The sequence below is a fragment of the Roseixanthobacter finlandensis genome, from assembly GCF_043195105.2.
GTDB lineage: Bacteria > Pseudomonadota > Alphaproteobacteria > Rhizobiales > Xanthobacteraceae > NCEH01.
Genome location: NZ_CM195536.1, coordinates 1,593,715 through 1,611,742 on the forward strand (window position 1 = coordinate 1,593,715; position 18,028 = coordinate 1,611,742).

Below are 18,028 nucleotides of genomic sequence, written 5' to 3' on the forward strand. Positions count from 1 at the left end.
ATGGGAGGGCAGCCATTGCTTGAATGGACTTGATCTTGTTTCGCCAGCGCGGGGAAACCGTGATGAAACCGTCATGGCGCGGCCCTCACAGCGACCGCAAGCGCGATCACCAGGCCGGCGAGCAGCGCTCCCGCCACCCCCCAGCGCCGCAGCACGTCGTCAAGCCGGCCGACACCCTTAAGCCCGCGCGCCAGCAGCGGCCCCAGGCGCTCGGCGAGCACCAGCACATCGCCCGCCGGCACCTCGGGAAGCGCCGGGCCGCGCTGGTGCAAGGCGAACGCGAGCGCGAGCCCCAGCAACACCGGAACCGCCGTCTTCTCCACATTCACCAAGGCGAAGGCGGTGGCGATCCGCTCCCCGGTCACGAGCGGATAGAGCGTGAACGGCAGGGCGAGCGCGAGCACGCTCAGCACGATCCAGGGTGCCATCAGGCGCTGGGAGGGCAGGGGGAAGGCGGCGCGGCCCTTGGCGCTGTCGCGCAGCAGCAACACAAACTTCGCCATCAGCACGGTGGTGCCCGCCGCCGAGAGCGCGAGCAGGAAGCCCGCCGCGCCCTCGCCCATGGGGCCCTTGATCGCGAGCTTCGCCAGTGCCCCGCCGGTGAACGGCAGACCCGCGAGGCTGAGGCCCAGAAGGCCGGCAAGGCCGAGCACCGGCATCACCGCCCCCGGCGCGCTCGCCGCAGCGATGCCCACGCCAAGGAACAGTGCGCCCTTCAGCAGGATGTGGTTGGCGGCATAGAAGGCGGCGATGGCGGCGGCACCGGCATCGCCCTGCACCAGCGCGCCGCCGATCACCGTCGCGACCACGCCCATCTGGCTCACGGTGGAATAAGCCAGCACGCGCTTGGGATGCGTCTGCGTGAGCCCCAGCGCGATGCCATAATAAGCGGTGATGATGCCGGCGATGCTCAGCCCCAGGCCCCAGTGCGGCAGCGCCACGCCGAGCGGCAGGAAGCGCAGCAGGCCGATCACCCCGGCCTTCACCACGATGCCGCTTAGCACCGCCGAGGCCGGCACCGGCGCCACCGAATGGGCGAGCGGCATCCACACATGCAGCGGCACCAGCCCCATCTTCAGTCCGAACCCCACCACCAGCAGCAGGAGGATCGTGTCCCGCCAGGGCGAGAGCGGCCATTGGGCGACCGCGTCGCGGATCAGCGGATTGGCCTGCGGGCTGCCCGAGGCGAGCATGACGAAGGCGGCGATCAGCAGCGCCTCGCCGAACAGGGTCAGCGCCAGATAGACGATGCCGGCACGCCGCGCCTCGGCCGTGTCGTCATGGGCGGACAGGCCGAAGGCGGCAAGGCTCACTAGGGCGAAGGCGAGATAGAAGCTCGCCACGTCGGCCACGATGAACACGCCGAAACTGCCCGAAAGCGTCAGCAGCCACCACACGCAGAAGCCGCCCCGGCGCGGGTCCTTGGCGAAATAGGTCGCGGCATAGGCGCCGGCGGCGATCCACAGCAAGGCGGCGCCACCCAGCAGGATCGCGCCCGGCACGTCGAGGAAGAAAGTGATGCGGAACGGCGCGGGGGCGACCAGCACGAACACGTCGCGCGGCACCGCCAGCGCCGCCAGCAGCCCCGGCACCGCCGCCGGCGCCAGCAGCAGCGGGGCGAAGCGGCGCACGCTCTTGAAGGCGCAGGCCAGCGCCAGCAGGAACGGGACCACCGGCGCTCCGATGAGAAGGGCGGCCGCGACATTCATGGCACGGCTCCATCCCAGCTCGCCGGCCGGCCGATGGCGAGGAAGGCCGCCGGCTGGAGCGGCACGAAGCCGAGCGCGACCGCGCCGAGCGCCAGGGCCAGGGCCACCATCTCCCGCCAGCGCGCGACCGGAACCGGCACCAGCTCCGCGTGCGGGCGTTGCAGCGCCGGCAGCAGCACCCGCAGCACATAGCCGGCGGCGAGCAGGCCGCCGAGGAGGATCACGACGGCGATCCACCATGCGCCCTGCTGCACCGCCGAGGTGAGCAGCATGACCTTGGCGACGAAGCCGCCGCTCGGCGGCAATCCCATCAGCGAGAGGCCGCCGAGCCCGAAGGCGAATACGCTGATGGGCACGATGCGGCCGACGCCGGAGAGCTGGGCGATGCGGTCATGCCCCAGCGTCTCGGCGATCACGCCCGCCGCCATGAACATGGCCGCCTTCGACAGGGCATGGGAGACGAGGTGCAGCGCCCCGCCGGTCCAGGCGATGGCGCCCCATACGCCCGCGCCGGCACTCGCGGCGGCGAGCGGGAACATGAGGAACAGATAGCCGATCTGCGCCGCCGTCGAATAGGCGATCAGCAGCTTCAGCCGCGCCTGCCGCAGCGCGAACACGCCGCACAGCACTACCGCCCCGGCGCCTAACGCAGCCAGGATCGGCGCGACGGCGGCGGTCTGCGCCGGGCTTGCGATGTCGTACCAGAAGCGCACCACCAGGAAGATCGGCGCCTTGATGACCACGGCGGAGAGAATGGCGCTGGCGGCGGCGGGGGCGCCGGCATGGGCGGCGGGCAGCCACAGATAGAAGGGAAACAGCGCCGCCTTCGCCACCATGCCGGCGGTCATCAGCGCCAGGGCGGCGAGCAGCGCCGGTTCGCCATGGGCGCGCTGCGCCAGCAGGAGAATGTCGAGCGTGCCGTAGGTGCCATAGAGCAGCGCCGCGCCCAGCAGATAGAGCACCGAGCCGAACAGGGCGAACAGCAGATATTGCAGCGCCGCCGCAATGGTCTGCGCCCGCCCGTCGAGGCACACCAGCGGCACGGCGGCGAAGGTGAGCAGTTCGAGCGCCACATAGAGGGCGAACAAATCGTCCGCCACATAGACGAGGTTCAGCGCGCTCCACACGCCGAGCAGCAGCATCCAGAAGGCGAGCGGCATGCGCGGCGTGTTCGCGCCCGGCGCGGTCATGGCGAACAGGCCGGCGGCGACCATCACCACCGCCGTCACGCCGAGCATGAAGGCGGAAAACCCGTCCGCCCGCAGGCCGACCCCGAGCGGCGGCCGGAAGCCGCCGAGGAAATAGGCGAGCGGCGCGCCGCTTCGGGCCACTTCGAAACAGAGGGCGCACACGATGGCGAGCCCGGCGGCCAGGACCACCAGCGCCGAACGCTCGGCCGGGCGGGCTTTCAGCAGCAGCAAGGGCGCAAGGCCCAGCAGCGGCACGATGACCGCCAGCACCAGTAGCAGGCCGAGCGGGGAGGCATGTGCGGAGGCGAGAAGATTGGCGGAGGCGAGAAGATTCATGCCGCCTCCTCGCGGTCGCGCGATAAGGCGCCGGGCTCGGCCTCGTCCTCCGGCTCCGGCGGCAGCGCCTGGAGCCGCCGCACCAAAGCGACCGCGAGCGCGGTGGCGGAGAAGGCGACTACGATGCCGGTGATGACCATGGCCTGGGGTACGGGATCGCCGCCGAAGCCGGCGCCCGCGCCGCGCCGCGCGATCACGCCGAACAGCAGGAAAATGCCGCCGCCCAGGATGTTGAACGCCAGGATGCGGCGCAGCGCGTCGCCGTGCACGATCAGCCCGTAAAGGCCGATGGCCACCAGCGCCGCGCCGATGAGGCCGAACAGGGTGGGGGTGGAGGCGAGCGCGGTCATGGGGCGCCCGGCGCCTCCGGCGTCAACGCGCTTCGCCCGTCTCGAACCGGCGCGCCGGGCGTGTCCGTGGTGAATGCGTCCTGCGCCTGCGGCGGATCCAGCACCAGCAGGCCGAGCGTCACGGCAATGGATACGGTGATGGCGATTTCCACGATGACGATGATGGGTTTGGCGAGGCCCTCGGGATAGGCGAGAAACGCTCCGGCGAACACCACGCCGAGCGCGCCGACGGCGAGGAACGAGAACGGCCCGAGCAGCAGCAGCGCCCGCAGCTTGCGGCTTCCGGCGGCCGGCGGGGTACGCAGGCCGGCGAGCAGCACCAGCAGCCAGGCGGCGGCGAGCACCGCGCCGCCCTGGAACGCGCCGCCCGGCTTGTCCGCGCCGGTCCAGAACAGATAGAGCCCCATGAGAAGGCCGAGCGGCGGCAGCAGCCGCGCCAGGAACACCAGCGGCGGCGTGGGCGCGTATCGCCAGAGCGGCGGCGGCGCGCCGGTCCAGTCGCGGTCGGCGGAGAGCGACCACACGCCGATCAGCGCCAGCAGCAGCACCACGGTTTCCAGCAGCGTATCGAGCGCGCGATAGACCAGCAGAACGGCGGTGACGGGATTGCCGAGGCCGGTCGCCTCCAGATGCGCGGCGGCCTCGTCCGCCAGCGAGGGCGCGGGTTCCGGCAAGGTCAGCACCAGCGCCGCGAGGCCGCAGAAGACGGCGAAGGCGAGCAGGCCCGCAAGGCCGCGCACCGCCAGCCCTTGCGGCGCCACCGGCTTCGCGGCGGAGGCCGCGCGCAGCAATACGAGCCCGGTCACGCCGCTGCCGATGGCCGCCTCGGTGAGCGCCACGTCCACCGCATCGAGCCGCACCCACAGCAGCGCCAGCACCAGGCCGAGCCCGACAAAGCCGATGGCGGCGGCGAGCGCTTCGCGCGCCAGCAGCACGCGCAAGGCCAGCGCCAGCGCCAGCAGGCCGAGAATAGTATCGAGGACGAGGCTCACGTCGGTGTGCCTCCCCGCTCTTGCTCCGCCGCACCCGACCCGGCGCCGCGGCTTTCGCCATGGGCCACCTGGGCGAGCAATTGCGCCACGGTGCCGGAGGCGATCTGCACCAGCGCCCAGACCGCCAGCATCTTCGCGCCATCCAGCACGCTGCTGGCCTGGGGCAACAGGCCGAGCACGATCAGCGCCAGGCCCACATTGTCGGCCTTGGTGAGGGCGTGGAGGCGGGAGAGGGAATCGGGAAAGCGCAGCAGGCCCAAGGTTCCGGCCAGGAAAAAGCCGGCTCCGGCCAGCAGGCAGGCGAGGGCGAAGACATCGCGCGCGAGGCTCATGGGGCCGGGCTCCGCTGCGCTTTCGCCGTGTCCTGCGACCACGCGTCGGGCGGCGGCTCGGCCTGCGGCACCGCGCGCACGCTGTGGAAGGCGGCGGCGGCGAAGGCGGCGAGCAGGGCCAGCAGCAGCGCCACGTCCAGCACCGCCGGCGCGCCGGTACCGGCATAGATGAGCAGCAGCACGGCGATGCCGACCGAGCCGAGCAATTGCACCGCCATCATCTGGTCGGCCATGCCCCGGCTGCGCCACAGGCGCACCAAGGCGGCGGCGGCGAAGGCCAGCAGGCAGGCGGCGCATCCGAGGAAGGTTTCAGCCATCGCGGACGCCGTCCCCGATCACGGCGCGGAAGGCCGCTTCGTCCCGCTTGAGATCGTCGCGCACCGGGCCGCTGGTGTCCAGGCAATGCAGCAGCAGCCCGCCATCCGATTCGCCGAGCGGCAGGGTTCCGGGCTGAAGCGCGGTGACGGCGCAGAAGGATTGAAGCGCCAGCCCGCGCGGGCAGCGCGTCGCGAAAATGAGGAAGCCGGGCTGAAGCGGGACCGGGCTCTGGAACGCCCGCCGCCCCACATCCCACCCAGCGATCACCGAGCGGCGGGCGAATCGCGTGGCGAAGGCGAGCAAAGCGGCCGGCTTGGCGCGGGCGGTGCCGGGCGGCAGCAGGGAAAGGCTCGCCCCTGCCGCCAGCGCGCAGATCACCGCGCCCGCGCAGAGATCCAGGGCCGAGACGCGGCCGAGCATGATCCAGAACAGGAAAAAACACAGCCAGCGGCAGGCGAAGGCAGGGCCGTGGAATGCCTGGTCCGCCTGCTCAGCCATTCCGGTTCCCGCCCTTCCGGTTTCCGCCCGTCCGGCATGTGCCCCATGACGGTCTCTCCAGTCCCGGACGCAGCGTCCGGCGGGACTGCCAGGGGGCGAAATGCTCTCGCAGACACTGCATGATCGATGCGATACCGCAGGAAGCTGCGAGAAGATCTTAGGAACTTGTATCGCCGGGCCTTGGGCGTTGCAACGCTCGCGCTCCCGCATTGCACGCAAAGCGCGCGGCGCAACCGCCGCCTGCCTTGGGGGCAGTTTCGGCCCGCGCGTGCCGCAATTATCGTTCGCGTCGAAAAAATCTAAATAGTTTCAATTATTTATGGCGGTACGCGCGGGCCCGCCAACGGCCGCCTTCGATCCGGTCCGGTCCGCCGGTCCGCTTGAGCAGGCCGAAAATTGGGATGGGCGGAACAGGCGCGGGATTCTGCGCCCATTGCCGGACCCTCGGAATGCGGCATAACTCGCTTGGCCGGCGCACAAATACTGGGCGAGCAGGCAATAGGCAGCGGCAGCGATGTCATATCGCGCCGCGAAGGACGTCGAATAATCTGCCCGTCCATCTTGCGCGCTGGTCGAATATCCCTTTGGCGGTTTTATAAAACCTCCGTGGTCGCGGAATCAACGTCATGAGTCATCTGGTTGTCTTTGGGTTCGATGGCATTCACGCCGCGGACGAAGTCTTGAACAAGCTACGCTCCCTGCATGTCGAGCATCTGATCGACCTGGAGGATGCGTGCGTGGTGGAGCGCGACGCGGAGGGTAAGGTCCATATCAAGCAGGCTGTGAACCTCACCGCCATGGGTGCGGCGCGCGGCGGCGTCTCCGGCGCCCTGTGGGGCGCGCTGGTGGGGATTTTATTCCTCAACCCGCTCGCCGGCATGGCGATCGGCGCGGTGGCCGGCGCGGGCACGGGCGCGCTGTCCGGCTCGCTGGTGGATTTCGGCATCAATGACAGCTTCATCAAGGACCTGGGCGGCACCATTCCGGCCGATTCCTCGGCGCTGTTCGTGCTGGTACGCTCGGTGACGGAGGACAAGGTCCTGCCCGAGGTCGAGCCCTACAAGCCTCGCATCCTGAAGACCTCACTCTCCAACGAGGCGGAAGAGCGGCTGCGCAAGGCGCTCATCACGGCGGCCTGAACGGCCGCGCGCGGGCGCAGCAGAACAACACGCTTTCGTCCTCCAGCGCGCGTCGGCGGAGCGGCGCGGAAAAAATGGCCGGCTTCCCGGAAAGGATGGGCCTCTTTCCGGGAAGCACTATCGGAGCGGGGGAGCCCCGAGGGCCTGCGCCGCGCGGGTCGGGGGGACACCGGTGCGCAGGACACCTGCAAGGCTAGCGCGGTCGGCGTCGTTTGCGATGAGCAGGCCGTCCCGCCTCCATGCGCTCGATCCCAATCCCCATTCGCGCCCCCCACGCGCGCCATGCGCGCGGGCGATGTCCCGGCAGCGAGCTGGAACGGCAGCGTTCAACCTTGGCCGGTCCTGCGCTAACATGTCGCCGGGATGCGCCGGCGGGAGCCGGGAGGAGCAGGCGGGAACGACGTGTCATTCGTGGCGATGAACCAGACTCAGCCCTTTGCCGCGCGTGCCGAGGCCGGCGATCCGGCGGCCCCTTCGCCGCTGGCGCCGCTGCATTTCAGCACGGCTGATCTGCCGAAAGCGGAACAGTTCGACGGCTGGCATGATTTCATCGCCTCCACCGTGGACCTGTCCCTGGTGGCCGCCCCCGCCGTGGGATTCGAGGCCGACAAGACGGTGTGGGATCTCGGCCGCTTCGCCCTGACCTCGGCGCGCATGCCCGGCGCCGGCTATCAGCGCAGCTGGCGCCATCTCGGCAAGGACCCGATCGATCATTGGTGCCTGGTGCTCTACGAAAGCGAAATCCCCGGCCGCCGCGCCCCGCTGGGCTTTCGTTCGCTGGCGCGACCGTTCGTGGGCGGCGGCTCAGATCGGCGGGTGCTGACGCTGTTCATTCCGCGCGACCTGTTCGCCGGCACTGCCGCCGCTTTCGATGCCGCGCCACCGGACATCCCCGACACCGGGCTCGGCGGCTTGCTGGCCGATTACCTGCTGAGCCTGGAAAAGCAGATGCCCCGCCTCACCACGGCGGACCTGCCCGCTGTCGCCGAGGCGACGCGCACTTTGCTGGCGGCCTGCATCGCGCCGAGCGCGGACGCGCTGGCCCAGGCGCAGGCGCCGTTGGCGCGCACCACGCTGGAGCGGGCGCGGCGGGTGATTCAGGCCCATCTCAATTCCCCCACCCTGACGCCGGCCGGCCTGTGCCGCGTGCTCGGCATTTCCCGTTCACGCCTCTACCGGCTGTTCGAGGACCTCGGCGGCGTCACGCGCTACATCCAGCGCCAGCGGCTGCTGGCGGCGCTGGCCGCGCTCGGCGATCCGGCCGATGCGCGCGCCATCGGGCAGATCGCCGAATTTTTCGGCTTTGCCGATGCCTCCGGCTTCAGCCGGGCGTTTCGCGGCGAATTCGGCTTCAGCCCGAGCGATGCCCGCAGCGCGGCGCTCGCCGGCCTGCCGCGCCCCCCGGCACCGGCGCGGCGCGCGCGCGAAGACGAGACGCGCGATCTTGAAACCATCCTGCGCGGGCTCCAGGCCTAAGGGACCGGTCCACGGCCGCGTGCAGCGGATTTCGCCGATTGTCATGGAAACGTAACGCTAACCGATCAAGCGTTGAGCCTGATCGGTCCATGGCGCTCTGCATGGCGCACTCGAGGAGGCACATATGGCATCTCGCATCCTGCCGTCGGCGCTGGTTGCCGCCGCGCTGGCCTTCGCCGGCCCGGCATCCGCGCAAACCGAGATCCAATGGTGGCACGCCATGTCCGGCGCGCTGGGCGAGAAGCTGGAGAAGATCGCCAGCGATTTCAACGCGTCGCAGGGCGAATACAAGATTGTCCCGGTGTACAAGGGCTCCTATCCTGAGACCATGACGGGCGCGATAGCCGCCTTCCGCGCCAAGCAGCATCCCGCCATCGTGCAGGTGTTCGAGGTCGGGACCGCGACTTTGATGGCCGCCAAGGGCGCAGTGTATCCGGTCTACAAGCTGATGGCGGACGCGAACGAGCCGTTCGACCCCAAGGTCTATTTGCCGTCGGTCACCGGCTATTATTCCGACACGGCGGGCAACATGCTCTCCCTGCCGTTCAATTCCTCCACCGCGATCCTCTATTACAACAAGGACCTGTTCACGAAGGCGGGTCTTGATCCCAACGTGCCGCCCAAGACCTGGCCCGAGGTGGAGGCGGATGCCAGGAAGCTCCAGGCGGCGGGGGTGCCGTGCGGCTTCACCACCCAATGGCCGTCCTGGGTGAATGTGGAAAATCTGTCCGCCTGGCACAATATTCCCATCGGCACCAAGCAGAACGGCATGGGTGGGCTCGACACCGTGCTGGAGATCGCCAATCCGTTGGTGGAGAAGCATTGGACCGCGCTTGCCATGTGGCAGACCTCCAAGATCTTTGATTACGGCGGACGCCAGTCCAAGGCGGATCCGAAATTCTTCTCCGGCGAATGCGCCATCTCCATCGGCTCGTCGGCGGCGCGCGCGGGCATTCTCGCCAATGCGAAATTCGATCTCGGCTACGGCATGATGCCTTATTGGCCCGACGTGAAGGGCGCGCCGCAGAATTCCATCATCGGCGGCGCCTCGCTGTGGGTGCTGAACGGGCGGCCGAAGGAGGAATATCGCGGGGTGGCGAAATTCTTCACCTATCTCTCGCGCGCCGACGTGCAGGCCTGGTGGCACCAGCAGACCGGCTATCTGCCCATCACCCAGGCGGCCTACGATCTCTCGAAAAGCCAAGGCTTCTACGAGAAGAACCCCGGGACCGACATCTCGATCCTCCAGATGACGCTGAACCCGCCCACGGAAAATTCCAAGGGGCTGCGCTTCGGTTCGTTCGTGCAGATCCGCGATGTGATCGAGGAGGAATTGGAAGCCACCCTCGCGGGCAAGAAGACCCCGAAGGAAGCGCTCGCCGCCGCCCAATCGCGCGGCAATGAGATGCTGCGGGCGTTCGAGAAAGCGAACCAATAGGCGCGGGGCGGAGCCGGACCGCGCGGTTCGGCTCCGCACGATTCCGCGGCGCTGGCCCGACGGGGCTTCAGGACCAATCGGCCGTCAGCGGCGTGGTGATCGTCGAGGGGCTCACCGCCGGTGTGCGCGATTGTATTTCTTTCACCGGTCGATCGCCTTTTGCGCGTCTTGGCCGGGCGCGTCCCGGCCATCTACGCCGGGCCGAACTCACCGGTCTTGAACGGCTGGCACCAACGGTGCCGCGTGGATGCACGGGACAAGCCCGTGCATGACGATTCCTCTGGCGACGGCGCCAAGCCGTGAATGTCGATCGGTCCTAGCCCGCCTAGGGATAGAGCGGGGCGAGGCGGGCGCCGCGGCGCTTCGGGGCGGATCGGGTGCGCGCGGCGCATTCCGCGCGCACGGCGGAGAGGCAGGCGGCGCCGCGCCAGCGCGCAGCCTTGATGCCTGCAGGCTTGAGGCCCGAAGATCCTGCCCCATAGAGATGTTGGCGCAGATCCTCTGCCGCCTTCGCCATGGCGGGCGTGCGGAAGGTATTCGCGTCGAAAGCTTGCGCGTCCAAAGTTTGCGCGTCGAAGGCGTCTCGGTGGACCTGGCCGGTGGCGACGGGGGCAGGGCTGCCCTCGGCCCGCGTCCAGGCGATCAAAGCGGCATGGGCGGCCAGCGCGTTATCGGCCTTGCAGGCGGCGCGCAGATCGGCCAGCGCGGCGGCGGCGCTGATGCGCGCCCGGCCTCGGCTGCGATACGCCGGGCGCGCGGCACCAGACGTTGCGCGCGCCGCATGGGCGGCGCGGCGGCGCAGCAGCAGCGCGGTCAGGCCCAGAACCAGCAGGATCGCGGCCAGCGTCGCGCCGGTGCGCAAATTCAGCATTTCCGCCAGCCACGCCGGCAAGGCAAGCTGCGTCTCCACCGTCGGCGGCGGCGCCTGCGGCACGTCGATGGGCGCCGCAGGTAGCGCTTGGGGCGGCGGCGCGGCGGGGCGCGTCTGGTCGGAGGCGGCGACGGTGAAGGTCTCCGCCGGAAGATGGGCGGTTTCCTGCGTCTTGGTCTCGGTGTTCCACCAGCCCACATCCAGGCCCGGCAGGGTAATGGCGCCATCGCGCGTCGGCACCACGGAAATGGTCTTGATCAGCACCGCGCCGGGCTTGCCATTGATCAGCGCCTGATCGGAACGGCTGGATTCCTCGTATTGGCGCACGCCGTCCGCCTCGACGATGGGCAGGGGCGGCAATTGATTGGGGGTGGCGCCCACCGCTTCCAGGGTCAGGGTGCGCGTCAGCGTCTCGCCCGCCTTGGCCTGGGCGAGCGGCGGGTTCCAGGTGCTGGAGAGTATGACGTCCTGCGCCGGCAGGAACCACCCCACCGCCGCCGCCGGCCGCGGCTTGACCTCGATGCGCACCGGATCCGAATGAAGCGTCACCTCGCGCCCGAGAGCGGGATCCGCGCCGGCGAGCGGCACGGCGCCACTGCGGCCGAGCAGGCGCGCCAGGTCCGAGGGCAGGCCTGCGCCCGCAAAGCCGGGCAATTGCGCCTCCAGCGTGATCGGCCCGATCTCGATCGTTCCGCTGCGCTGGGGGCGCATGATGTAGCCTTGCTCGATCACAGTGTAGCGCTGGCGCCCCACCACCTTGCCGAACACCCGCTGATCGCCGACCTTGGTGAAGGTGGCGCCCACCGCTTCCGGCGGCGTCAGGCGGCCGCCCAGTAGGTTTCCATTGGTGTAGATGCGCACCGCCACCAGCATTTCGCCCTGGACATAGGGCGCGGGGCCGAGAGGCTCCACCTGCACGAACAGCGGGCGCGCCTCGGCCGGGTCCACGGCGGAGGAGGCATCCACCGACAGGCGGATCGGCGCCGTGGTCTGGCCGGCGAGGGTCAGTCCCGGAACATTGATCGCGCCCGCTCGCTTCGGCGCGAGCGTCAGGATCCACTCATTGACCTGGGTGCGCCGGCCGTTGACCACGTCCACCCGGCTTGCCCGGTTGCGGTCGAGAATGTCGAAATCGCGCGCCAGCGGCGCCAGATCGGGCGGCTGGGCGCTATCGCCGCCCACCAGCGTGATGACCAGTTCGAAGCTTTCGCCCACCGACATGGTGGTGCGATCGACGCGCGCGGTCGGGCCGGCAGCGAACGCGGGCGCGGCGCACGCCAGCGCCACCAGCAGGATGGCCAGCATTCGGGCCAGCATCGGCAGGGCGCGGAGCAGGGGGGCGAGCTGCATGCGGAGCGCTGTCATCTCTCAGTTCTGCGACGGGTCGACGACGCCCGCGCCGCCATAATGGCTGCGGATGCGGGCGCGCAAAAGGCCGGTGGGATCATCGGGCACCAGGCGCAGGGTCTGCGCGCGATTCTGATCCTCCTCGGTCAAGGGTTTTGGCGCGCCCGGCTGGGGCGGCTGAGGTGGCGGCTCGGGCGGCTTTTGCTCCGGTGGCTTCTCGGGCGGTTTCTGCTCGGGCGGTTTCTGGTCCGATGGCTTCTGGTCCTGGGGATTGGGCTTGGGCGGTTCTGGCTTTTGCGGTTCGGGTTTGGGTGGCGCCTTCGGCGGCTCGGGCTTCTGTGGCTCAGGCTTTTGAGGCGTGCCCTTCGGGTCCGGGGTGGGCGGCGGCTGGTCGGGCTTCTTGTCGTCCGGCTTCTGCGGCTTGTCCTTCTTCTCGTCCTTGCCGGGCTCGTCCTTCGGCTTCTGGTCGGCGCCGGATTTCTGGTCCTTCTTGTCCTGGTCCTTCTTGTCCTGGTCCTTCTTGTCCTGATCCTTTTTCTGCTGGTCCTTCTTGCGCTGATCCAGCACCTTCTGAACCAGTTCGCGATTGAACAGGGCATCGGCGCGGATCGGATCGTCCTGGCCGGGATGGGCGGCCAGCGCCGCGTCATAGGCCTTGATCGCCTCTTCCAGCTTGCCGGCGCGGGCGAGCGCATTGCCGCGATTGTAATCGCCGTCCGGCACCTTGGCATAGGCGGCCGCCGCCTCGTCATAAGAGCCGGCCTTATAGAGCGCGCTCGCCTGCCATTGCGGGTTTTCAAAGCTGCGCGCGGCGGTGCCATAGTCCGCGCGGCCAAAGGCGTCGGCGCCCTGCTGGTCGGGGGTGCGCCACAGGCCGTCCCATCCGCGCGATCCGCCCGCATCGGCGCCGGCGGAGGCGGAGCCTTGCGCCCCGAGGTTCTGCGTGCCCTGACCTTGCGTGCTCTGACCTTGCGTGCTCTGCCCATCCAACCCGCGCAGGTCCAGGCTTTGCGGGGGCGCGCCTTGCGAGATTGCACCTTGGGCCTGGGCATCGCGCGGGGCCAGCGCGCCGCCGAGCGCGGCCACCAGCAGCACCGCGATCCAGCCCCGGCGGAACGCCAGCGGCGCCAGCGCGAGGACGCCCAGCAGCAGCCAGGGACCCATGTCGAGCCATTGGTCGGCGGACAGGCCGCTGTCCTGGAGCACCGTGTCCAGCGGGGCGGCCGAGCCGGAGGTCTTGGCGAGCACCGTGTCGAGGTCGCCGTCGCCCACCGTCATGGCGGAGAAGCTGCCGCGTCCGGCGGCCGCGATCTCGCGCAGGCGCGCTTCATCCATGCGCGTGGTGACCACGGTGCCGTCGCGCGCCCGCAGCACGCCGCCGTCGAACGCCAGAAGCGGGCTCCCCGCCTGCGTCCCGACGCCAATGACATTGACCCGGTAGCCCGCCTGCGCCGCGGCCTTCGCGGCGGCAAGCGTGGCGGCGGGATCATCGCCCGCCCCGTCGGTGATCAGCACGATGCGGCCCGCCGGGGCACCGGCATCGCGCAGCAGGGCGGTGGCGCGGTCGAGCGCGAGATCGGCCCGGTCCGCGAGCACCGGCATCAGCTCGGTGGAGAGTTCCGGCACCATCTGGGCGATGATGCGTGCATCCTCGGTCAAGGGCGCGGCGACGAACGGGGCGTCGGCATAGATCACCAGCCCCACCTGTCCGCCGCGCATGCGGGCGAGGATGTCGTCCACCTTGTGCCGGGCGGCGCCGAGCCGCGAGGGGCTCTGGTCGGTGGCATTCATGGATTGGGCGAGGCTCAGCACGATCACGGTGGGATCGAGCCGGTCCAGCGCCGGGGTAGGCAGCTTCTGCCAGGCCGGCCCGGCCATGGCGAGCGCGGCGAGTGCCCAGCCGAGCAGCAGCGCCAGCACCGGCCAGCGGCGCGCCCGCGCGGTCTCCTGAACGCTGAGATGGCGCAGCAGATGGGCATCCACCAGATGGCGCCAGGGGTTGCTCCCCGCGCCGAACCGCCGGAATGCGAGCGCGGCCAGCGCCAGCGCCGGCACGATCGCCCACAGCCAGTCCGGCCGCAGGAAGTGAAAGCCTGGGGGCAGCACGCCGGCAAACAGGTCCGGCAGGTTCAGCGAGAATGGGTTCAGTGTCGCGGGGATCATGGCCGCCCCCCGACGCCAGGCGCCGCATCGGGTGCTGCCGCCGCGCGTGCCGCGTTTGGCGCGCGCGGGGCGCGGCCACGGGCAAGGCCCGGCGCCAGCAGCACGGCCGCGAGGATCAGGCTCAGCACCAGGGCAAAGCCGAGCGGCCAGTGGAACAGCGCGATCGTCGGCGCGAGATAGAGCGGCTCGCCCGCCGCCGGCTCCATGAGATTGATCTCGTGATAGATCGCCGCGAGGCCGGCGCCGTCGCGGGCGCGGAAATAGCGCCCGCCGGTCATGGCGGCGATCTGCGCCAGCGCCGCTTCATCGAGTTCGGCGGAGGGATTGACGATCTGCTGGCCGATGGCGAGGCTGTCGGCACCCACCCCGATGGTATAGATCTTCACATGCTCCTGCCGCGCCAGTTCGGCCGCGTGGATCGGATCGAGCACGCCGGAATTATTGGCGCCGTCGGTCAGCAGCACCAGCACGCGCTTGTCCTCGGGCCGGTCCTGCAAGATCTTCACCGCGAGGCCGATGGCATCGCCGATGGCGGTTTCCTGCCCGGTCATGCCGATGGTGGCCTCCGACAGCAGGTCGCGCGTGACCTTGCGGTCGAAGGTCAGCGGGGTCTGGATATAGGCGCGGCTGGAGAACAGGATCAGCCCTACCCGGTCGCCGGACCGCCGGGCGATGAAATCGTCCGCCACCGCCTTCACCACCGAGAGCCGGTCCGTGGGCAGGCCGTCCTGCGTCAGGTCCTGCCGCGCCATGGAGCCGGAAAGATCCACCGCCATCATCAGGTCGCGGCCTTCGACCGGGATCGGCACCGGCTTGCCCACATAGCTCGGGCGCATGGCGGCGAGCACCAAAGCGAGCCAGATCAGGGTCAGCAAGGCGAGCTTCCCGCCGCGCCGCAGGATTGCGCCCGCGCCGGCATGGGGCGCGATCTGGGCGAAGAACGGCACGCGCAGCGCGCCGGCGCGGCTGCGCCGGGCGGCGGGCAGGAGATAGCGCGCCAGGAGCGGAAGCGGGAGCAGGGCGGCCGCCCAGAGCCATTGGAACTCGATCATGCGTTGCTCCGCACCCAGCGCCGCAACGCCGCCACCAGCGCATCGCGCGGCACGCCGTCGGCGCCGGGGGCATGGGCCGGCAGATAGGGCGCGGCCGCGACGAAGGCGGCGAGCGGCGGGGCAAGCGCGCCCTTGCCCTCGGCGAGCACGCGTTCCCAGTCCGCGCCGGTGAGCGCCGCCGCCGCCGGATCGCCCGCGCGCGTCACCAGGATGCGGCGGATCAGCAGCGCGCCGGCGGCGGCCACCGCGCGGGCATCGCGATGGCGCGCGGTGTCGCGGGCGATGGCCTTCAATTCCTGGTCCACCCGATAGGCCAGCGTCTGGCGCCGGCGCCATTCCAGGAACGCGGCGATCAAGCCCAGCACCACCAGCAGCCCCGCCAGCATCCACCAGCCCGGCGCCAGCGGCCAGAAGGAGACCGGCCCCGGCAGATGGATGTCGCGCAGCCCCGCCAGCGGGTCGGCGGCGGGCGCGCCGGGCAGCGTCGCGGGGGCATCGGGAAGGGAGAAGGCCTGCGCCAGCTTCATGCGGCGGCCTTCCGGGCCTGCCGGCGGGCATCGCGCAGCCGCTCGGGATGCAGCAGCGCGGCCGGATCATCGCCGGTCTGGAGCGCGACGAAGGCCATGCCGCGCTGGCGCGAAAGGGCATCCAGCGCCGCGCGGCGGGCGGCGAAGCGGGCCGCATAGGTCTCGCGCATCGCCCGGTTGCCGCCATCCATCAGCCGCACCGCCGCGCCGTCGCTGACCGGATAGGCGCCACGCGCCGGCATGGCTTCTTCCAGCGCGTCATGGACGAAGATGTTGGTGACCTGCGCCTGGAGCGCGAGGCGGCTCAGCTCGCGCGCGGCGGCTTCGGTGAAATCGTGGAAGTCGCTGATCAGGAACACCAAGGTACCGGGCCGCGCGGTGCGGCGCAGGCGCGCGACGGCATCCGCGAGGGCGGGTTCGGGTCCACGCTGCGCTGTCGCGCTTCTCGCGCTCTGAGCCGAGGGCGAAAGCGCGAACCCTTCCTGCGTGCCGTCGGCCATGGCCTTGACGAAACCGAGGACGCGCGCGCGGCTGCGCTGCGGGCTGTAGGAATGAAGTCCGGAGGGGGTGGCGATCACCCCGCCCACCCGGTCGCCGGCCTCGATGGAAATCCAGGTCAGCACCGCCGCCGCCTTCGCCGCGAGCACCGACTTGAACGTGTCGCGGGTGCCGAACCGCATGAAGGAGCGGCAATCCAGCAGGATCAGCACCGGGCGCTCGCGCTCCTCCTGGAACAGCTTGGTGTGGGTGCGCCCGGTGCGCGCCGTGACCCGCCAGTCGATGGTGCGGATATCGTCGCCGGCCTGGTAGAGGCGCACCTCGTCGAACTCCATGCCGCGCCCGCGGAACGCCGAGCGATAGCCGCCGAATTGCTGGCTGCGCACCTTGCCGCGCGGCGCGAACGCGCTTTTCCCGCCCTCCGGCCGCGCCGCGATCAATTCATCGAGGCGGGCGATGAGGCCATAGGCGTCGGCGGGGGCATCGCTCATCTTGCGTCCTCGTGCCGGTTCACTTCACCGGCACGCGGGCGATCAGCGTGTCGAGGAAATCGTCCGCGCTCATGCCGTCGGCCTGGGCCTCGAAGGTCAGCAGGATGCGGTGGCGCAGCGCCGATTTGGCGATCGCCTGCACATCCTCCGGCACCACATAGTCCCGTCCGCGCAGCCAGGCGAAGGCGCGCGCGCATCGGTCGAGCGCGATGGTGCCGCGCGGGCTGGCGCCGAACGCGATCGCGCCGGCGAGGCTTTTGTCGTAGCGCTGCGGGGTGCGGGTGGCGAACACGAATTGCAGGATATATTCCTCAACCGCTTCCGACATATAAGTGGCGAGCGCATCGCGCCGGGCGGCGAAGATGGCGGCCTGGGAAACCCGTTCGCCGAAATCGATCACCTCGCCCTGCGCCTCGCCGCGCACCAGCCGCAGAATCTGCCGCTCGGCGGCGATGTCCGGGTAATCCAGCTTCACATGCAGCAGGAAGCGGTCGAGCTGGGCCTCGGGCAGGGGATAGGTGCCTTCCTGCTCGATCGGGTTCTGGGTCGCCATGACGAGGAACAGCTTGGGCAGCACATAGGTCTTGCCGCCCACCGTCACCTGCCGCTCGGCCATCGCCTCCAGAAGCGCGGCCTGCACTTTCGCGGGCGCGCGGTTGATCTCGTCCGCCAGGATGAAATTGTGGAACACGGGGCCGGGCTGGAAGCGGAAGGAGCCATCCTCCGGCCGGTAGATGTCGGTGCCCGTCAGATCGGAGGGCAGAAGGTCCGGCGTGAACTGGATGCGCTGGTCGTCGCAATCGATGGCTTTCGCCAGCGCCTTGATGGCCTTGGTCTTGGCGAGGCCGGGCGCGCCCTCCACCAGCAGATGCCCGTCCGCCAGCACCGCCACCAGCAGCAGTTCCACGAACGCGGGCTGCCCGAGGATGCAGGTGTTCATATAGGCCGCGAGGCGGTCGAACAGGAGGTGAAGATCCATGAGGCGCAGGTCGTCGGAGGCGGCCGCCGTGGGGGCAAGGTGGGCGTGTGCGGCGTCGCGGGTGGGGTTCATCAAGGGTCAATCCGGTCTGGGTTTGCGACTCTATAGCCAGTGCTGCGTCGCACCGCACCGTCAGGCAGATGATTTTTATGTAATGTGAAATCAGGATATCGGTATTATATAACCAATATTCCGCGCATGTGATCTGGATGGCGCCCCGGCTGGTCGCGCGCGCCGCCGCGCCGCCGCTCCCGAATGTCGCGAATATCTCCGGCATGGCGCTTGCATTGCCTCCCTTCGAGCCAGGAATTGACGCAAACGC

General features: G+C 69.9%; 16 protein-coding genes. 3 read left to right on the forward strand and 13 right to left on the reverse strand.

Annotation, left to right across the window (positions count from 1 at the left end):
* Nucleotides 1-71: 71 nt before the first annotated feature.
* From V5G24_RS07340 to V5G24_RS07370, 7 genes are read right to left on the reverse strand one after another with little or no spacing between them, the layout of a single operon-like run.
* Entirely contained in the window at nucleotides 72-1,709 is a 1,638-nt protein-coding gene (locus V5G24_RS07340; RefSeq protein ID WP_394084597.1) for a complex I subunit 5 family protein, read from the reverse strand.
* A complete protein-coding gene (locus V5G24_RS07345; protein WP_394084598.1) occupies nucleotides 1,706-3,235 on the reverse strand; it encodes a complex I subunit 5 family protein in 1,530 nt (509 codons plus the stop codon). The genes V5G24_RS07340 and V5G24_RS07345 overlap by 4 nt, the downstream gene beginning before the upstream one ends.
* On the reverse strand, nucleotides 3,232-3,585 hold the full coding sequence (locus V5G24_RS07350; RefSeq protein ID WP_394084599.1) for an NADH-quinone oxidoreductase subunit K: 354 nt from the start codon (nucleotides 3,583-3,585) through the stop codon (nucleotides 3,232-3,234). The genes V5G24_RS07345 and V5G24_RS07350 overlap by 4 nt, the downstream gene beginning before the upstream one ends.
* Nucleotides 3,582-4,577: an MnhB domain-containing protein gene (locus V5G24_RS07355; RefSeq protein ID WP_394084600.1), complete on the reverse strand. Its 996-nt coding sequence runs from the start codon at nucleotides 4,575-4,577 to the stop codon at nucleotides 3,582-3,584. Before V5G24_RS07355 ends, V5G24_RS07350 begins: the two co-directional genes overlap by 4 nt.
* Nucleotides 4,574-4,909, reverse strand: coding sequence for a monovalent cation/H(+) antiporter subunit G (locus V5G24_RS07360; protein WP_394084601.1), 336 nt, complete (start codon nucleotides 4,907-4,909; stop codon nucleotides 4,574-4,576). Before V5G24_RS07360 ends, V5G24_RS07355 begins: the two co-directional genes overlap by 4 nt.
* The gene (locus V5G24_RS07365) at nucleotides 4,906-5,226 is read right to left on the reverse strand and encodes a monovalent cation/H+ antiporter complex subunit F (RefSeq protein WP_394084602.1); all 321 of its coding nucleotides are present in this window, start codon (nucleotides 5,224-5,226) and stop codon (nucleotides 4,906-4,908) included. Before V5G24_RS07365 ends, V5G24_RS07360 begins: the two co-directional genes overlap by 4 nt.
* Nucleotides 5,219-5,725, reverse strand: coding sequence for a Na+/H+ antiporter subunit E (locus V5G24_RS07370; protein WP_394084603.1), 507 nt, complete (start codon nucleotides 5,723-5,725; stop codon nucleotides 5,219-5,221). Before V5G24_RS07370 ends, V5G24_RS07365 begins: the two co-directional genes overlap by 8 nt.
* A gap of 626 nt (nucleotides 5,726-6,351) precedes the next feature.
* Between V5G24_RS07370 and V5G24_RS07375 the strand changes: the two genes are divergently transcribed.
* The 3 genes from V5G24_RS07375 (at nucleotide 6,352) to ugpB (ending at nucleotide 9,778) form a co-directional block, all read left to right on the forward strand.
* The gene (locus V5G24_RS07375; RefSeq protein WP_394084604.1) at nucleotides 6,352-6,864 is read left to right on the forward strand and encodes a DUF1269 domain-containing protein; all 513 of its coding nucleotides are present in this window, start codon (nucleotides 6,352-6,354) and stop codon (nucleotides 6,862-6,864) included.
* A 402-nt stretch (nucleotides 6,865-7,266) separates the two neighbouring features.
* Complete coding sequence (locus V5G24_RS07380) at nucleotides 7,267-8,340, forward strand: helix-turn-helix domain-containing protein (protein ID WP_394084605.1); 1,074 nt, start codon at nucleotides 7,267-7,269, stop codon at nucleotides 8,338-8,340.
* A gap of 124 nt (nucleotides 8,341-8,464) precedes the next feature.
* Nucleotides 8,465-9,778, forward strand: a complete 1,314-nt coding sequence (gene ugpB / locus V5G24_RS07385) for a sn-glycerol-3-phosphate ABC transporter substrate-binding protein UgpB (RefSeq protein ID WP_394084606.1) — start codon at nucleotides 8,465-8,467, stop codon at nucleotides 9,776-9,778.
* A 325-nt stretch (nucleotides 9,779-10,103) separates the two neighbouring features.
* Here ugpB and V5G24_RS07390 read toward each other — a convergent pair whose 3' ends face one another.
* Genes V5G24_RS07390 through V5G24_RS07415 form a run of 6 tightly spaced genes read right to left on the reverse strand, consistent with a single transcriptional unit; the run spans nucleotide 10,104 to nucleotide 17,706 of the window.
* Nucleotides 10,104-12,014: a BatD family protein gene (locus V5G24_RS07390; RefSeq protein ID WP_394084607.1), complete on the reverse strand. Its 1,911-nt coding sequence runs from the start codon at nucleotides 12,012-12,014 to the stop codon at nucleotides 10,104-10,106.
* 3 nt (nucleotides 12,015-12,017) lie between these two features.
* The gene (locus tag V5G24_RS07395; protein ID WP_394084608.1) at nucleotides 12,018-14,159 is read right to left on the reverse strand and encodes a vWA domain-containing protein; all 2,142 of its coding nucleotides are present in this window, start codon (nucleotides 14,157-14,159) and stop codon (nucleotides 12,018-12,020) included.
* Complete coding sequence (locus V5G24_RS07400) at nucleotides 14,156-15,211, reverse strand: vWA domain-containing protein (RefSeq protein ID WP_394084609.1); 1,056 nt, start codon at nucleotides 15,209-15,211, stop codon at nucleotides 14,156-14,158. The genes V5G24_RS07395 and V5G24_RS07400 overlap by 4 nt, the downstream gene beginning before the upstream one ends.
* Nucleotides 15,208-15,738 (reverse strand): DUF4381 domain-containing protein, encoded by a 531-nt coding sequence (locus tag V5G24_RS07405; RefSeq protein ID WP_394084610.1) that lies wholly within the window; start codon nucleotides 15,736-15,738, stop codon nucleotides 15,208-15,210. The genes V5G24_RS07400 and V5G24_RS07405 overlap by 4 nt, the downstream gene beginning before the upstream one ends.
* The gene (locus tag V5G24_RS07410; protein WP_394084611.1) at nucleotides 15,735-16,727 is read right to left on the reverse strand and encodes a DUF58 domain-containing protein; all 993 of its coding nucleotides are present in this window, start codon (nucleotides 16,725-16,727) and stop codon (nucleotides 15,735-15,737) included. Before V5G24_RS07410 ends, V5G24_RS07405 begins: the two co-directional genes overlap by 4 nt.
* Before the next feature lie 19 nt (nucleotides 16,728-16,746).
* Complete coding sequence (locus V5G24_RS07415) at nucleotides 16,747-17,706, reverse strand: AAA family ATPase (protein WP_394084849.1); 960 nt, start codon at nucleotides 17,704-17,706, stop codon at nucleotides 16,747-16,749.
* Between the last annotated feature and the right edge of the window lie 322 nt (nucleotides 17,707-18,028).

What these genes read in the sequence shown, in the direction of transcription:
- V5G24_RS07345 (WP_394084598.1), bottom strand. Translation starts at nt 3,235, where the DNA reads ATGAATCTTCTCGCCTCCGCCAATCTTCTCGCCTCCGCACATGCCTCC.
- V5G24_RS07400 (WP_394084609.1), bottom strand. Translation starts at nt 15,211, where the DNA reads ATGATCGAGTTCCAATGGCTCTGGGCGGCCGCCCTGCTCCCGCTTCCG.
- V5G24_RS07375 (WP_394084604.1), top strand. Translation starts at nt 6,352, where the DNA reads ATGAGTCATCTGGTTGTCTTTGGGTTCGATGGCATTCACGCCGCGGAC.
- ugpB (WP_394084606.1), top strand. Translation starts at nt 8,465, where the DNA reads ATGGCATCTCGCATCCTGCCGTCGGCGCTGGTTGCCGCCGCGCTGGCC.
- V5G24_RS07410 (WP_394084611.1), bottom strand. Translation starts at nt 16,727, where the DNA reads ATGAGCGATGCCCCCGCCGACGCCTATGGCCTCATCGCCCGCCTCGAT.
- V5G24_RS07390 (WP_394084607.1), bottom strand. Translation starts at nt 12,014, where the DNA reads ATGACAGCGCTCCGCATGCAGCTCGCCCCCCTGCTCCGCGCCCTGCCG.
- V5G24_RS07415 (WP_394084849.1), bottom strand. Translation starts at nt 17,706, where the DNA reads ATGGATCTTCACCTCCTGTTCGACCGCCTCGCGGCCTATATGAACACC.
- V5G24_RS07365 (WP_394084602.1), bottom strand. Translation starts at nt 5,226, where the DNA reads ATGGCTGAAACCTTCCTCGGATGCGCCGCCTGCCTGCTGGCCTTCGCC.
- V5G24_RS07405 (WP_394084610.1), bottom strand. Translation starts at nt 15,738, where the DNA reads ATGAAGCTGGCGCAGGCCTTCTCCCTTCCCGATGCCCCCGCGACGCTG.
- V5G24_RS07340 (WP_394084597.1), bottom strand. Translation starts at nt 1,709, where the DNA reads ATGAATGTCGCGGCCGCCCTTCTCATCGGAGCGCCGGTGGTCCCGTTC.
- V5G24_RS07395 (WP_394084608.1), bottom strand. Translation starts at nt 14,159, where the DNA reads ATGATCCCCGCGACACTGAACCCATTCTCGCTGAACCTGCCGGACCTG.
- V5G24_RS07370 (WP_394084603.1), bottom strand. Translation starts at nt 5,725, where the DNA reads ATGGCTGAGCAGGCGGACCAGGCATTCCACGGCCCTGCCTTCGCCTGC.
- V5G24_RS07350 (WP_394084599.1), bottom strand. Translation starts at nt 3,585, where the DNA reads ATGACCGCGCTCGCCTCCACCCCCACCCTGTTCGGCCTCATCGGCGCG.
- V5G24_RS07360 (WP_394084601.1), bottom strand. Translation starts at nt 4,909, where the DNA reads ATGAGCCTCGCGCGCGATGTCTTCGCCCTCGCCTGCCTGCTGGCCGGA.